The sequence below is a fragment of the Streptomyces sp. RKAG290 genome (genome assembly GCF_023701695.1).
Classification (GTDB): Bacteria; Actinomycetota; Actinomycetes; order Streptomycetales; family Streptomycetaceae; genus Streptomyces.
Genome location: NZ_JAJOZC010000001.1, coordinates 5,576,794 through 5,591,147 on the forward strand (window position 1 = coordinate 5,576,794; position 14,354 = coordinate 5,591,147).

Consider the following 14,354-nt stretch of genomic DNA (forward strand, 5'->3'; position numbering starts at 1 on the left):
GGACGTTCCGGACGCCCGCCGCGCCCCTCCCGGGGAGCGGCGGGCGTCCGCCGTATCGTGAACGCCATGGCCATGATGTCGCTGCCCGACTCCCGTACCGAGCAGGACGGCTCGGCCGTCATCAGAGTGCTCAGCTACAACGTCCGGTCGATGCGCGACGACTGCGAGGCACTGGCCCGCGTCATCCGCGCCTGCGCACCCGATCTGGTCCTCGTCCAGGAGGCCCCGCGCTTCTTCCGCTGGCGCAAGCGCGCCGCCCGGCTCGCCGCCGGCACCGGTCTGGTGATTCTCGGCGGCGGCGCCACCGCGGCAGGCCCGCTGCTGCTCTGCTCACTGCGTGCCACGGTGGAACGCACCGAGGACGTCCTGCTGCCGCTCACCCCCGGGCTGCACCGCAGGGGCTTCGCCACCGCGGTGGTCCGGATCGCGGGCACCCGGCTAGGGGTGCTGAGCTGCCACCTGAGCCTCCAGCGCGAAGAACGCCTCGCCCAGGCGGAGCTGCTGCTCGACAAGGTGGACGCGATGGGCGTGGAACACGTCGTCGTGGCCGGTGACCTCAACGACGTACCGAGCGGGCGGGCCTTCCGGCGGCTGGCCGGGCGGCTCCAGGACTGCTGGGCGGTACGTCCCCGGGGCGGGGAGTACACCTTCCCGCCGCACGACCCGCGCAAGCGGCTCGACGCGGTCTTCGCGACCGGCGGGATCGAGGTGCTCGGCTGCGGTGTCCCGTCCGGGCTGCCCGGAGTCACCGAGGCCGATCTGCGGGCCGCCACCGACCACCTGCCGGTGCTGGCCGCGCTGCGGGTGCCGGGCCCCTAGCGGGGTGCGGGTCCCCTGCGGCTCGGGGTTCCGTCCTCAAACGCCGGACGGGCTTGAGATGTGCGGGTCCTCCGCCGGGTGCGGGCGCGCCTGCACACCGGCCCAGCGACTGTTGCAGATGTGAGACGGGCGGGTCCGGGGGCGTGCAGGGGAGTCCCCGCAGGACGACGAACATCGACCCGGGTCCGCTGCGTACCCGCCGAACGTTCGGCGTCTGAGGAGACGCCCCGGAGGGACCCCGGACCCCCACCCACCGGGGATCCGCGCCTCCGCAACACGGAGCACCCGCACCAATCAAGCCCGTCCGGCGTTTGAGGACGGAACCGCTCGCCCCGGACCGGGGCAAGCACACCCGCGGCCACCCCGCAGGGGGCCCCGCGTCCCGGACCGGGGCGAGCACACCCGCGGCCACCCCGCAGGGGACCCGCTCAGACCACCGCGCCGCGGCCGGGGTCGTCGCCGTCCTCGTCGTCGTGCTCCATCCGCGCCACCAGCGTCACGAAACCGCCCAGGAAGCCGCCGACGCAGACCGTCGTCAGCCACCAGGTCATCTCCCACTGCAGCAGCACCGCGAGCAGCAGCAGGACCGGTCCGCCGACCACCGCGAGCCAGGCGAACTTCGCCGTGACGTCGGCCTCCGGCAGCGGCGGCGGCTCCGGCGGCACGAAATGGCCCTCGCCGCTGTCGTCCGCGTCGTCGCTGTCGCCGGCGGCGGGCTCCGCCGGCTCGTAGTCGCGCGGGCCGCCGACGCCCGGGGCGAACACCACCGAGCTGCCGAGCGGCTTCTCCGGCGGCTTCGGCGGCCGCTTGTCGATGCCCTTGTCCGGGTCCAGGGAGGTCAGCGGGCCGTCGTCCGGCAGCGCGAGATCCTCGATGGACCGGAACGGCTTGGCGCCCGGCGGGTCCGGCGGCTCGTCGCCGTACCCCGCGACGATCGCCTGCCAGACGGCGTCCTCGTCGACCGGCCGCTCCCCGTCGCCGGCCGGGCCATCCCCGGGGCATCGGGCGGCGGCGCGCTGCCGTCATCGGGGACCGCCGCCCCCTCGGCCGGGAGCGGTTCGCGCTCCTCCTCGCTGCCCGCGCGATCCGCATCATGCTCAGCCACCGGACGTGCTCCCCTTCTTCCCGACGCTCGGAGCGAGGCGGCCGATGAACGAATAGCTCTCGTCGAAGATCCGCTCCGCATCGTGGTCCAACGTCGCCACGTGGTAGCTCTGTTCCAGCAGGATCTCCTCGACGTCCGTCGACGACACCCGGCTCAGGATCCGGGCCGAGTCGGCGGGCGGCACGACATGGTCCTGCGGGCTGTGCAGCAGCAGGAGCGGCTGGGTCACCTGCGGCAGTTCGGCGTCGACCAGCCGGAAGAACTTCCGTACCGAGTGTGCCGCGTGCAGCGGCACCCGCGTGTAGCCGACCTCTTCGGAGCCCTTCAGCGCGATGTCGCTCACCAGCCCCTTCGTCGTCGGCACCAGATGGCGGGCGACCGGCAGCGCGTGCGCCGCGAGACCGTGCACCTTGTTGGCCGGATTGACGAGCACCAGACCACGGACCGAGTCGCCGTGCTTGGCCGCGAGCCGCAGCGAGAGCGCGCCTCCCATGGAGAGACCGAAGACGAAGACCTGGGAGCACCGTTCGAGCAGCGCCCGCAGCTCCCGGTCCACCTCCGCGTACCAGTCCTGCCAGCCGGTCACCTGCATGTCCTCCCAGCGCGTGCCGTGGCCCGGCAGCAGCGGCAGCGAGACCGTGAGCCCGCGCGCCGCCAGGTACTCGGCCCAGGGGCGCAGCGACTGCGGGGAACCGGTGAATCCGTGACAGAGGAGGACGCCGGCCTCTCCGCCCTCGTGGCGGAACGGCTCGGCTCCAGGAAGGACCGGCACCGGGGTCTCCTGTTCGTGAGGCTCGAAGGGGAGCGAAAGGGGGAGTGCAGAAGGATTACTTCACCGTACGCGACCGGACCGACACCGACCAGGGCCGTCACCGGCACGGGCCGGGGGTGCCCGGCCCGTGCCGGGCGGGAGCGCGGCTGCCGCACGGGTTAAGGTCTGTCGGACTGCACACAGGAGGCACCCGAGTTGATCTACGGCGCTATGAAGTTCTCCATCGGCGGGTCTCTGAAGCTCGCCTTCAGGCCGTGGGTGGAGGGCCTGGAGAACATCCCCGAGCGGGGGCCCGCGATCCTCGCAAGCAACCATCTGTCCTTCTCCGACTCCTTCTTCCTGCCTGCGGTCCTGGACCGCAAGGTCACCTTCATCGCCAAGTCGGAGTACTTCACGGCGCCCGGGGTCAAGGGGAAACTCACCGCCGCGTTCTTCAAGGGCGTCGGCCAGGTCCCGGTCGACCGCTCGGGCGCCCGCGGCGCCGGTGAGGCGGCGATCAAGGCCGGCATCGAGGTGATCGAGAGCGGCGGCCTCTTCGGCATCTACCCGGAGGGCACCCGCTCGCCCGACGGCCGCCTCTACCGCGGCAAGCCCGGCGGGCTCGCCCGGGTGGCGCTCGCGACGGGAGCGCCGGTCATCCCCGTCGCCATGATCGACACGGAGAAGATCCAGCCGCCCGGCCAGGTGATGCCCAAGCTGATGCGCCCGGGGATCAGGATCGGCAAGCCGCTCGACTTCAGCCGCTACCACGGCATGGAGGGCGACCGCTTCATCCTGCGCTCGGTCACCGACGAGGTGATGTACGAGATCATGAAGCTCTCCGGCCAGGAGTACGTCGACATCTACGCGACCGCCGCCAAGCGGCAGCTCGCGGACGAGGCGAAGCACCGGGCGGAGGCCGCCAAGAAGGCCGCGGCTACCGGTGGGCGGGACGAGTCGGACGCGGACAGCGGCGGCGCCTGAGCGCGTCGCGGTCCGCCGGGGGTGGGGGAGAACAAGATGGCCAAGCGCGTGCGGGTCGTGCGGATGTCGGTCGAGCAGCCGCTGTGGCGTGCCCTGACCGCGTACCGGGTCCTGACGATGCTCTACGCGGTCCTGCTCGCCGTCTTCGGACGCGACAAGTACGACCGGCCCTGGGTGGCCGTCGTCTTCCTGACGGTCATGGCCCTCTGGACGCTCGCCACCCTGCCGAAGGTCGCCGGCGCCGTGGCCTGCACCAAGCGCTTCCTCGGCGCCGACCTCACCCTTGCCCTCATCGGCATCCTCCTCACCCCGCTCGCCGACTTCCAGGCCCAGCACGTCGACGGCCCGACCCTGCCGTCGATCTGGACCGCGGGTTCCGTGCTGGCCTTCGCGATCAAGGGCGGCTGGCGCTGGGCCGCCTTCGCGTCCACCTTCGTCGCCGTCGCCAACCTCGTCGAGCGCGCCGAACCCAGCCGCGACACCCTGCACAACGTCCTGCTGGTCTGGGTCGCCTCCATCGCGATCGGCTACGTCGTCGAGGTCGCCCGCGCCAGTGAGCGCACCCTCGCCCGCGCCCTGGAGATCGAGGCCGCCACCCGGGAACGCGAACGGCTGGCCCGCGACATCCACGACAGCGTGCTCCAGGTCCTCGCGATGGTGCAGCGCCGCGGCACGGCGCTCGGCGGGGAGGCCGCCGAGCTGGGGCGGATGGCCGGGGAGCAGGAGGTCGCGCTGCGCACCCTGGTCTCCAGCGGGCTGGTGCCGCCCACCCGGGTCTCCGAGGACGCCGCCGACGGCGCCGTGGTGCGCACCGTCGAGGTGGACGACGACGAGCCCGCCCCGCCCGGCGACACCGATCTGCGCGCACTGCTCGCCCCGCACGCCGGCTCCCGGGTCAGCTTTGCGGAGCCCGGCGCCCCGGTGCTGCTCGCGCCTGCCGCCGCAGGGGAGCTGGCGGCCGCCGTCGGCGCCGCGCTGGACAATGTCCGGGTGCACGCGGGGGAGAATGCCCAAGCCTGGATCCTGGTCGAGGACTGGCCGGACGAGGTGATCGTGACGGTCCGGGACGACGGGCCGGGCATCCCGGAGGGGCGGCTCGCCCAGGCCGAGGGCGAAGGCCGCCTCGGCGTCGCCCTGTCGATCCGCGGCCGGCTCACCGAGCTGGGCGGCACGGCAGAGCTGATCTCCGTGCCCGGCCAGGGCACCGAGGTCGAACTGAAGGTTCCGAAGGTTTCACGGGGGAAAGCGGGGTCAGTGCGATGAGCGCACAGCAGCACCAGCAGGACGACGGGCAGCAGCGGGCCATCAGGGTCATGGTGGTCGACGACCACCCGATGTGGCGCGACGCGGTCGCCCGCGACCTCGCCGAGGCCGGCTTCGACGTGGTCGCGACCGCGGGAGACGGCCCGCAGGCCGTCCGCCGGGCCGGGGCCGTCACCCCCGACGTCCTCGTCCTGGACCTCAACCTGCCCGGGATGCCGGGCGTCCAGGTCTGCAAGGAACTCGTCGGCTCGCACCCCGGACTCCGGGTCCTGGTGCTCTCCGCGAGCGGCGAGCACGCCGATGTGCTGGAGGCCGTCAAGTCCGGCGCCACCGGCTACCTGCTCAAGTCGGCGAGCACCCAGGAGCTTACCGAGGCGGTCCGGTCCACCGCGGTCGGCGACCCCGTCTTCACCCCCGGCCTCGCCGGTCTCGTGCTCGGCGAGTACCGCAGGCTGGCCTCAGAGCCGGCGCCCGTCGCGTCCGACGAGCCGAAGGCCCCGGAGCTCACCGACCGGGAGACCGAGGTGCTGCGGCTGGTCGCCAAGGGACTCTCGTACAAGCAGATCGCCGAACGGCTGGTCATCTCGCACCGCACCGTCCAGAACCACGTCCAGAACACCCTGGGCAAGCTCCAGTTGCACAACCGGGTGGAGCTCGTGCGGTACGCCATCGAGCGCGGTCTCGACGACATCTGAGACCAACCCCCGCACATTGCACGGGAATTGACCGTCCGACCCATCCCGAAGTGACCTGGGTCACCCTTAGCGTGGTGACGAGCGAGCTCACTTCGGCGAAGGGATGCTTCCATGCGGGTCGGAGTACTGACCGGGGGCGGCGACTGCCCCGGGCTCAACGCGGTCATCCGCGCCCTCGTCCGCAAGGGCGTGCAGGAGTACGACTACGACTTCATCGGGTTCCGGGACGGCTGGCGCGGGGCGCTGGAGGGGGTGACGGTCCCGCTCTCCATCCCGGCCGTGCGCGGCATCCTGCCGCGCGGCGGCACCATCCTCGGCTCCTCGCGCACCAACCCGCTCAAGGCCGAGCACGGCGTCCGCCGGATCAGGGACACCCTCGGCAGGCACGAGGTCGACGCACTCGTCACGATCGGTGGCGAGGACACCCTCGGAGTGGCCGCGACCCTGTCGCAGGAGCACGGCATCCCCTGCGTGGGCGTCCCGAAGACCATCGACAACGACCTGTCCGGCACCGACTACACCTTCGGCTTCGACACGGCCGTCAACATCGCGACCGAGGCCATCGACCGGCTGCACACCACGGCCGAGTCCCACATGCGCGTCCTCGTCGTCGAGGTGATGGGCCGCCATGCCGGGTGGATCGCACTCCACTCGGGCCTGGCCGGCGGCGCCAACGTCATCCTCATCCCGGAACAGCGCTTCGACCTCGACCGGGTCTGCGCCTGGGTGACCTCACGGTTCCGGGCGAGCTACGCCCCGATCGTCGTGGTCGCGGAAGGAGCCATGCCCGCGCAGGGCGACATGGTCCTCAAGGACGGGTCGTACGACTCCTTCGGCCATGTCCGGCTCTCCGGCGTCGGCGAATGGCTGGCCAAGGAGATCGAGAGCCGCACCGGCAAGGAGGCCAGGACCACCGTCCTCGGTCATGTCCAGCGCGGCGGCACGCCCAGCGCCTTCGACCGCTGGCTCGCCACCCGGTTCGGGCTGCACGCCATCGACGCCGTGCACGACGGGGACTTCGGGAAGATGGTCGCCCTGCGCGGCACCGACATCGTGCGGGTGCCGATCTCGGAGGCGACCGCCACGCTCAAGACCGTCGACCCGGCGCTCTACGCGGAGGCGGGGGTCTTCTTCGGCTGAGCGGCGTGCCGGGCGGCACGGCCTTATATTCGCGATGACCGGCCCCGCGGGGCCCGCTCCCGCACCCCGGTGCGCGGGCGGGTCCCGCGCCCCGCCCGCATCCGTCACGGGAGACGTCGTGGAAATCCTGGCCTTCGGTGTGCAGTCCGACGAGAAGCCGCTGATCGAGAAGGCCTTCGCGGGGAAGCACGAGGTCCGCTGTCTGGACGTCTTCCTGAACCGCGACACCGCCCCCATCGCGGCCGGCTACGAGATCATCTCCACCAGCGTCAACGCGGACCTGGGCAGCGGCGTCCTGCAGACCCTCGCGGCCGGCGGCACCCAGATGATCGCCCAGCGCTCCACCGGCTTCAACAACATCGACCTGGACGTCGCCGAGCGCCTCGCCCTGCGCGTCGCCCGGGTCTCCTCCTACTCGCCCTACTCGGTCGCCGAATTCGCCTGGACCCTGGCCATGGCGGTGAACCGCCGCGTCATCCGGGCCGCGGGCCGCACCCGCGACTTCGACTTCCGGCTCGACGGGCTCCTCGGCCGCGACATGCACGGCCGCACGGCCGGCGTCCTCGGCACCGGCAAGATCGGCGAGGCCTTCACCCGTATCGCCCATGGCTTCGGCATGAATCTGCTGGGCTGGGACGTCGCCGAGAACCCCGCCTGCGTCGGACTCGGCATGCGCTACGTCGACAAGGAGCAGCTCCTCGCCGAGTCCGACCTGATCAGCCTGCACGTCCCGCTGCTGCCCTCGACCCACCACGTCATCGGTAAGGAGGCCCTGGCCCGCATGAAGCACGACGCGATCCTGATCAACTCCAGCCGGGGCGGACTCATCGACAGCACCGCCCTGGTCGCGGAGTTGCGGGCCGGCCGGTTCCTCGGCGTCGGACTCGACGTGTACGAGGCGGAGGCCGGGCTCTTTTTCCTCGACAAGTCCCTGGAAGGCGTCGACGACGACACCCTGGCCCGGCTCGTCACCTTCCCGAACGTCATCGTCACCTCGCACCAGGCGTACTACACCGAGGACGCGGTGGGCCAGATCATCGACGCCACCGTCCAGAACGTCGACGACTACCTGGCCCGCCGGCACAGCGACAACGTCCTGGTCCCGGCCCCGCCCGGGCCCTGAGACCGGCAGGGCCCGGACGCCCGCCTCAGCCGCGTACCGGCAGCCCCGCCAGCAGCTCGGCCACGATCGCCGCCCCGCGCAGCGTCAGCACCGACTCCGGGTGGAACTGCACCGAGGCGAAGCCGTCCCCGCGAAGCGCGTGCAGCTCCCCGGTCGCCCCGTCCACGCTCGCCTCGATCCCGTGCGCGGCCAGCTCGGTGGCCGCGGCGTCCTCGCAGCGCGCGGTGAAACTGTTGTAGAAGCCGACGATCTCCGGCCGCCCGAACAGCTCGATCCGGGTCTGCGCACCCTGGTACGGCACCGTCTTGCGGACGATCTCCAGACCCAGCTCGGCCGCGATCAGCTCGTGGCCCAGGCACACCCCCAGCAGCCCGTGCCGGTGGTCCCGGACCAGCTCAGCGGTCAGCGCGCGCAGCAGCCGCATCTTCGGATCGGCCGGATCGCCGGGATTCCCGGGCCCGGGGCCCAGCACGACGGGCCCCTCGTGCGCCCTAACGGCCTCGCGCAGCCCCGGCTCGTCGTAGCGGCGCACCGACACCTCGAGACCGCAGGCGCGCAGCAGGTGCCCCAGCATCGCGGTGAAGGTGTCCTCGCCGTCGATCACCAGCGCATGGCCGGACAGCTCGTCGGTGCGCTCCTGCATCCGCAGCCAGAAGGGAGCGAGCCCGCCCCGCCTGGCATCCAGCGCCTCCCGCACCCGCGGGTCGGCGGCCAGCCGCGGCGCCGCGCCCTGGGCACTCGGCCGTCCCGGCAGCACGCCCAGCGCGGTCAGTACGCCGGCCGCCTTCGCGTGGGTCTCGGCGACCTCGCTCTCCGGCACGGAGTGGCGCACCAGCGTCGCCCCGACCGGGACCCGCAACTGCCCCTGCGCCGAGATGTCGGCGGTCCGGATCAGGATCGGTGAATCCAGCGTCTGCGTCCCGTCGGGGCCCTGCCGCAACAGGGCCAGCGCGCCCGCGTAGTAACCGCGGCCGCCCGCCTCGTACCGCTCGATGACCCGGCAGGCGTTCTGCACGGGCGAGCCGGTGACCGTCGCCGCGAACATGGTCTCCTTCAGTACCTCGCGCACATCCAGCGAGGAGCGTCCGCGCAACTCGTACTCCGTGTGTGCGAGATGGGCCATCTCCTTGAGCCGGGGGCCGATCACCACCCCGCCCATGTCGCCGACGGTGCACATCATCTTGAGCTCCTCGTCGACCACCATGGAGAGTTCCTCGGTCTCCTTGCGGTCGCCCAGGAAGGCCAGCAGGCCCTCGGCGCTCGGCCCCTCGGCGGGGTAGCGGTAGGTGCCGCTGATCGGATTCATCACGACCGTCCCTCCGGACATCCGCACATGCACCTCCGGGCTGGCGCCCACGAGCGTCCGGTCCCCGGTGTGGACGACGAAGGTCCAGTACGCACCCCGTTCCCCGGCCAGCAGCCGCCGGAACAGCGCCAGCGCGTCCGCCCGTGCGAACCCGGGGATCTCGCCCCGGAAGGTGCGCCGGATGACGAAGTTCGCGCCCTCGCCGCGGCCGATCTCGTCCTCGATGACCCGCCGGACGGTGCCCGCGTACTCCTCGTCGGCGACGTCGAACGCGCCGTCCCGGACCCGTACCTCATGGGAGGGGAGCAGCTCCAGCGCCTCGTCGAGGCGCAGTTCGTACGTCTCGTCCGCGACCAGCACGGCCAGCGGCGTCCCGTCGTCCCGCACGTCGAAGCCGCGCTCGGCGATCTGCCGGAAGGGCACCAGGGCGAGTGAGGGCCGCTCACCGACCGGGATGCCGGCGAGCCGCTCCACCTCCCGCACCCGGCCGATCAGCACCTCGACGGTGTCGTGGTCGTGGCCTGGCGTGCGCCTGCGCAGCAGGGCGAAGGGCGGGCAGTCGTCGCCGAGGAGTCTCTGGACGATCTTGTGCGGTGACATGTGCGGTGTTCCTTCCGCTGGAATCAGCTGGGAGGAACGGCCCCTGGACACAGAAAAGGCCGCCCCTCGGGCGGCCTCTGCGTCGGTGTGTACGCGCGATCAGTGGGCCGCCGGATGAGCGGTCCACCACCAGTTACGGGTCGAGTGCGCGAACATGCCCCGAACCCTAACCCACGTTCCGGCGTGACGGGGCCCGTCGCACCCGGGTGGGTGCGACGGGCCCCGTCGTGCGAGCTGATCCGCCGGGATCAGATCAGCGAGTTGTAGATCTGCCAGCCGGTGCCGACCTGCGCCTTGGCGGCGAAGGGCTTCGCCGCGTCGCCGGTGCCCCGGTAGAACCAGAGGACGCCGGAGCCGTCCCTGGCCACCAGGTCCCCGATGCCGTCGCGGTTCAGGTCGCTCGGGCCGAGCAGGTCCTTGTAGGCCCCCCAGCCGGAACCGATCTGGGTCCGCTTGGCGTACGGCGCCGTCGCGCTTCCGGTGCCGGTGTAGAGCCACAGCACACCGGACTTGTCCCGGGCCACGAAGTCCGCCTTGCCGTCACCGTTCAGGTCGCCCGTCGCAGCGATGACGTCGTAGATCTGCCAGCCGGTGCCTATCTGGGCCTTGGCCGCGAAGGGCTTCGCCGGGTCGCCCGTCCCCTTGTAGAAATAGATCACGCCGGAGCTGTTGCGGGCGAGCAGGTCCGCCTTGCCGTCCCCGTCGAGGTCGCGCATGCCCCACAGACCGTTGTACTGGGTCCAGCCGCTGCCCACCTTGAGCCGGGCCAGGTAGGGCTTGTCCGGGTTGCCGCTCCCGCGGTAGTACCAGAGCACGCCGTCCTTGTCCCGCGCCACGACATCGCCCGTACCGTCGGCCCGCATGGCGGTCATCGCGGTCAGGGAGTTGTAGATCTGCCAGCCGTAGCCCGCCTTGTAGCGCTTGTAGTACGGGGAGGTCGCGCTGCCGGTGCCCTGGTACTGCCAGACGTCGCCGGCGCTGTCCCGGGCGATGACGTTGTAGCGGTCGGTCCCGGCATCCGGAACCACGCTGCTCGCCTGCTGGACGTCGCTCGCCTTCACCCAGGCGATGCGGTGGTTGTAGCGGATCGGGGTGTAGACATCGTTGCCCACGACCCGGATCTGCGACGAGCCGAAGTAGTCGTCACCCTGGACATCGTTGCCGGCCCTCACATACGCCTGTCCGGCGGGCAGCTTGTACTTCGACAGGTGGTCGGGGTTGTCCGTCGGCGCGGTGGCGCCGGTTCCGGTGTAGGCCGAGGCCTCGGGGAAGGAGCGACCGTAGATCCGGGCCGTGGCTCCGGCCTTGAGCTTCACCACGGCCGGGGCGGGGCCGGCGACGGGCGCGGTGAACTGGCCGCCCGGGTTGGAGAACCACGCCTTCTGCCCGCCGTACCAGATGGCGGTCCAGTCACCCTTGACCTCGGCGACGACGTACTTGCCGCCCGCGACGACCTTGTTGGCCCAGTTGGGGCCATCAGTGGACTTCACGCCCGGAAGGTAGGGGTCGGTGATGGTCGCCGATGTCGTCGAGGGCGAGGTGTACAGGTAGCCGAAGTTCGCCGGCTGCTTGGCGACTGCCTTGCCGTCGTACGTCAGCGGCGGCTGGTTCGCCGTGGTGAACGGGGGTACGACCCGGACCACCTGGCCGGCCTTGACGGGGCCGCCGGCACCGCCGGCCCCGGTCGGGGCGCCCATCAGCGACATGTAGTGGTTCCAGTCCCAGAACGGGCCCGCGTCCCAGTGCATGCCGCCGACATTGCCGTCCAGCGGTCCGGGTACCTCGTCGTGGCCGATGATGTGCTCTCGGTCCAGCGGGATGCCGTACTTGCCCGCCAGGAACTTCACCAGAGCCGCGGAGGACTCGTACTGCGGCTCCGTGTACCACTTACCGGCCTGGATGGCGAAGCCCTCGTGCTCCACACCGATGGAGTGCATGTTCAGCGACCAGTTGCCCGCATGCCACGCCAGATTCTTGTTCTCGACCATCTGGGTGACCAGACCGTCCGAGGCGCGGATCAAGTAGTGCGTGCTCACGCCCTGCGCCGAGTCCTGGAAGGTCTCCAGCGCGCCCTGATAGTCGCCCTCGGTGTCGTGGATGACGATCTGGCGGATGTCGAATCCGCCGGCGGGCCTGCTGGCCAGGCTGTAGTTGCGCGTGCCGTTCTTCGGATCCTCGGCCGGGACGAAGTTGCACTTCAGGCCGGACGGGCACTCCGGTGTGGGGGCCGCCGTCGTGCTCGCGAACGATGCGGCGAGCGGCAGCTTCGACGGCTTGACCGGCTCGACCGAGGGGGCGGCGGGAAGCGTGACCTGCTGACCGTCCGCGGTGAGCTGTCGCTCACCCGTCCTGATCGACTCGAAGACCCGCTCGGCGAAGAGATCGGCACCCTTCTTGTCCGGGGACTGGCTGTACCGGGCCACTGCCGGGTACCACTCGCCCGGGCTGTCCGGCAGAGAGTCGGTCGCCTGCCGCTGGTACTCGGCAAGCAGCGCCGCACCCGCGCGGATGCTCTGCTCCGTGCTGTCCTGGACCGCGTCGGTGCCGGCGTCGATGAGCCCGGCGGCCTTGTCCAGGGTGTGGAGGCGCGGGTCGTCCGTGTCGACGGCCTCCTTCGGCAGGTTGCGCAGCGCCTTGGCGGCATCGAACTTACGCTCGACCTCGGGGCTGTCACTCGCGTTGGAGTGGGCGAGACGCTCCTTGTCGTCCTGCTGGACGACGTCCTGCGGTGTCACCCGGGTCAGCCCCATGACGTTGTACGCGCCGCTGGTGCTCGGCTCGCCGTCGTGGCTCTCCCACAGCGTCTGGCGGTACGAGACCGCCATCAGCACGCTCTGCGGCACGTCGAACTCGCGCGCCGCGTCCTTGAACTGCGCCTGCAGCACGGTGGCCGCGGACGCCGGCTTGCTGTCGGTGGTCGTGGTGTCCTGCGAGGCCATGGCCACGGTGCCGATCGTCGCGGTCGCCACGACGGCCGCCCCCACTCCGTACAGGACGCGTTTCTTCCTGACGTCCCTGCGATGGTTCCGCTTCAAATCCCCACCCCTGTGGTCCACTTGTTCAATTCTGAAAGTCGTGAGGCTAGCAGGCCGCACTGTGTTCCCCGTCACTGGCCACGCCGCGTCGCCGTCTCAGTCACTGAGCAGCAGGTAAAGCAGTCGACACGACCCCGTAATGTGGGAGCCGTGACCGTGAACGCCAATACCTCCGTCGCCGGTGGCAACACCTGGCGAGACCTTCCCGCGGCGCAGCAGCCCGAGTACCCCGACTCCGAGGCGCTGCGCGATGTACTCGCGGACCTCGCGTCGTATCCGCCGCTCGTCTTCGCCGGCGAGTGCGACCAGCTGCGCGCCCGCATGGGAGCCGTCGCCAAGGGCGAGGCGTTCCTGCTTCAGGGCGGCGACTGCGCCGAGGCCTTCGACGCCGTGTCCGCCGAGCACATCCGCGCCAAGCTGAAGACGCTGCTCCAGATGAGCGCTGTCCTCACCTACGCGGCCTCCGTGCCCGTCGTCAAGGTGGGCCGGATCGCCGGCCAGTACTCCAAGCCCCGCTCCAAGTCGACCGAGACCCGCGACGGCGTGACTCTGCCGACCTACCGCGGGGACTCCGTCAACGGCTTCGCCTTCACCGAGGCCGAGCGCGTCCCGGACCCGGACCGGCTGAAGCAGATGTACCACGCATCCGCTTCCACGCTGAACCTGGTCCGCGCCTTCACCACCGGCGGTTACGCCGACCTGCGCCAGGTGCACGCCTGGAACCAGGACTTCGTGAAGTCGTCCCCGTCCGGCCAGCGCTACGAGGCCCTGGCCCGCGAGATCGACAACGCGCTGAACTTCATGAAGGCGTGCGGCACGGACCCGGCCGAGTTCAAGGCCGTCGAGTTCTACGCCTCGCACGAGGGCCTGCTGCTGGACTACGAGTCGGCGCTGACCCGCACCGACTCGCGCACCGGCGAGCTGTACGACACCTCGGGCCACATGGTCTGGATCGGTGAGCGCACCCGCCAGATGGACGGCGCGCACATCGAGTTCGCGTCCAGGATCCGCAACCCCATCGGCATCAAGCTCGGACCGACGACCACCGTCGACGAGGCGCTCGGCTACATCGACCGTCTCGACCCCGAGCGCGAGCCCGGCCGGCTGACCTTCATCGTCCGGATGGGCGCCGACAAGGTCCGCGACCGGCTCCCGGCCCTGGTCGAGAAGGTCACCGCCTCCGGCGCCACCGTCGCCTGGGTGACCGACCCGATGCACGGCAACACCTTCGAGGCCGCGTCCGGCCACAAGACCCGTCGCTTCGACGACGTGCTGGACGAGGTCAAGGGCTTCTTCGAGGTGCACAAGGGCCTCGGCACCCACCCGGGCGGCATCCACGTCGAGCTCACCGGTGACGACGTCACCGAGTGCGTCGGCGGCGGCCACGAGATCTTCGTGGACGATCTGCACCAGCGTTACGAGACGGCCTGCGACCCGCGGCTCAACCGCAGCCAGTCGCTGGACCTCGCGTTCCTGGTCGCCGAGATGTACCGGGATCAGTAGGCATCACCGCTGGTAGCACACGTACGACTG

General features: G+C 71.1%; 11 protein-coding genes and 1 pseudogene. 7 read left to right on the top strand and 5 right to left on the bottom strand.

Annotated elements, in window-relative coordinates; all coding sequences use genetic code 11:
- The first annotated feature begins 66 nt into the window (after window positions 1–66).
- Complete coding sequence (locus LNW71_RS24580) at window positions 67–819, top strand: endonuclease/exonuclease/phosphatase family protein (RefSeq protein ID WP_250970220.1); 753 nt, start codon at window positions 67–69, stop codon at window positions 817–819.
- Between the two features lie 428 nt (window positions 820–1,247).
- On the opposite strand, the pseudogene LNW71_RS24585 reads toward LNW71_RS24580, so the two are convergent.
- Together LNW71_RS24585 and LNW71_RS24590 are read right to left on the bottom strand one after the other, a co-directional pair.
- A pseudogene (locus LNW71_RS24585) lies at window positions 1,248–1,924 on the bottom strand (hypothetical protein).
- Window positions 1,917–2,696: a carboxylesterase gene (locus LNW71_RS24590; protein ID WP_250970221.1), complete on the bottom strand. Its 780-nt coding sequence runs from the start codon at window positions 2,694–2,696 to the stop codon at window positions 1,917–1,919. Before LNW71_RS24590 ends, LNW71_RS24585 begins: the two are co-directional and overlap by 8 nt.
- Before the next feature lie 210 nt (window positions 2,697–2,906).
- On the opposite strand from LNW71_RS24590, the gene LNW71_RS24595 reads away from it, so the two are divergent.
- From LNW71_RS24595 to LNW71_RS24615, 5 genes are all read left to right on the top strand, one after another.
- A complete protein-coding gene (locus LNW71_RS24595; protein WP_250972127.1) occupies window positions 2,907–3,659 on the top strand; it encodes a lysophospholipid acyltransferase family protein in 753 nt (250 codons plus the stop codon).
- 36 nt (window positions 3,660–3,695) lie between these two features.
- Window positions 3,696–4,922 (top strand): MacS family sensor histidine kinase, encoded by a 1,227-nt coding sequence (macS, locus tag LNW71_RS24600; protein ID WP_250970222.1) that lies wholly within the window; start codon window positions 3,696–3,698, stop codon window positions 4,920–4,922.
- Window positions 4,919–5,617: a response regulator transcription factor gene (locus LNW71_RS24605; protein ID WP_250970223.1), complete on the top strand. Its 699-nt coding sequence runs from the start codon at window positions 4,919–4,921 to the stop codon at window positions 5,615–5,617. The genes macS and LNW71_RS24605 overlap by 4 nt, the downstream gene beginning before the upstream one ends.
- 111 nt (window positions 5,618–5,728) lie before the next feature.
- The gene (locus LNW71_RS24610) at window positions 5,729–6,757 is read left to right on the top strand and encodes a 6-phosphofructokinase (protein ID WP_250970224.1); all 1,029 of its coding nucleotides are present in this window, start codon (window positions 5,729–5,731) and stop codon (window positions 6,755–6,757) included.
- 118 nt (window positions 6,758–6,875) lie between these two features.
- On the top strand, window positions 6,876–7,880 hold the full coding sequence (locus LNW71_RS24615; RefSeq protein ID WP_250970225.1) for a 2-hydroxyacid dehydrogenase: 1,005 nt from the start codon (window positions 6,876–6,878) through the stop codon (window positions 7,878–7,880).
- 25 nt (window positions 7,881–7,905) lie between these two features.
- Here the strand turns inward: LNW71_RS24615 and LNW71_RS24620 are convergent, their stop codons facing one another.
- The 3 genes from LNW71_RS24620 to LNW71_RS24625 all read right to left on the bottom strand — a co-directional run bounded on the left by LNW71_RS24620 (window position 7,906) and on the right by LNW71_RS24625 (window position 12,821).
- Window positions 7,906–9,786: an anthranilate synthase family protein gene (locus LNW71_RS24620; protein ID WP_250970226.1), complete on the bottom strand. Its 1,881-nt coding sequence runs from the start codon at window positions 9,784–9,786 to the stop codon at window positions 7,906–7,908.
- 99 nt (window positions 9,787–9,885) lie between these two features.
- Window positions 9,886–9,942, bottom strand: a complete 57-nt coding sequence (locus LNW71_RS37035) for a trp operon leader peptide (RefSeq protein ID WP_073735655.1) — start codon at window positions 9,940–9,942, stop codon at window positions 9,886–9,888.
- A 92-nt stretch (window positions 9,943–10,034) separates the two neighbouring features.
- Entirely contained in the window at window positions 10,035–12,821 is a 2,787-nt protein-coding gene (locus tag LNW71_RS24625; protein WP_250970227.1) for an N-acetylmuramoyl-L-alanine amidase, read from the bottom strand.
- Between the two features lie 156 nt (window positions 12,822–12,977).
- Here LNW71_RS24625 and LNW71_RS24630 point away from each other — a divergent pair, with 156 nt between their 5' ends.
- On the top strand, window positions 12,978–14,324 hold the full coding sequence (locus LNW71_RS24630; protein ID WP_250972128.1) for a class II 3-deoxy-7-phosphoheptulonate synthase: 1,347 nt from the start codon (window positions 12,978–12,980) through the stop codon (window positions 14,322–14,324).
- Window positions 14,325–14,354: the final 30 nt, after the last annotated feature.

Excerpts from the sequence above, each read along its gene's own strand:
- LNW71_RS24580 (WP_250970220.1), top strand. The coding sequence starts at position 67 with ATGGCCATGATGTCGCTGCCCGACTCCCGTACCGAGCAGGACGGCTCG.
- LNW71_RS24595 (WP_250972127.1), top strand. The coding sequence starts at position 2,907 with ATGAAGTTCTCCATCGGCGGGTCTCTGAAGCTCGCCTTCAGGCCGTGG.
- LNW71_RS24620 (WP_250970226.1), bottom strand. The coding sequence starts at position 9,786 with ATGTCACCGCACAAGATCGTCCAGAGACTCCTCGGCGACGACTGCCCG.
- LNW71_RS24605 (WP_250970223.1), top strand. The coding sequence starts at position 4,919 with ATGAGCGCACAGCAGCACCAGCAGGACGACGGGCAGCAGCGGGCCATC.
- macS (WP_250970222.1), top strand. The coding sequence starts at position 3,696 with ATGGCCAAGCGCGTGCGGGTCGTGCGGATGTCGGTCGAGCAGCCGCTG.
- LNW71_RS24610 (WP_250970224.1), top strand. The coding sequence starts at position 5,729 with ATGCGGGTCGGAGTACTGACCGGGGGCGGCGACTGCCCCGGGCTCAAC.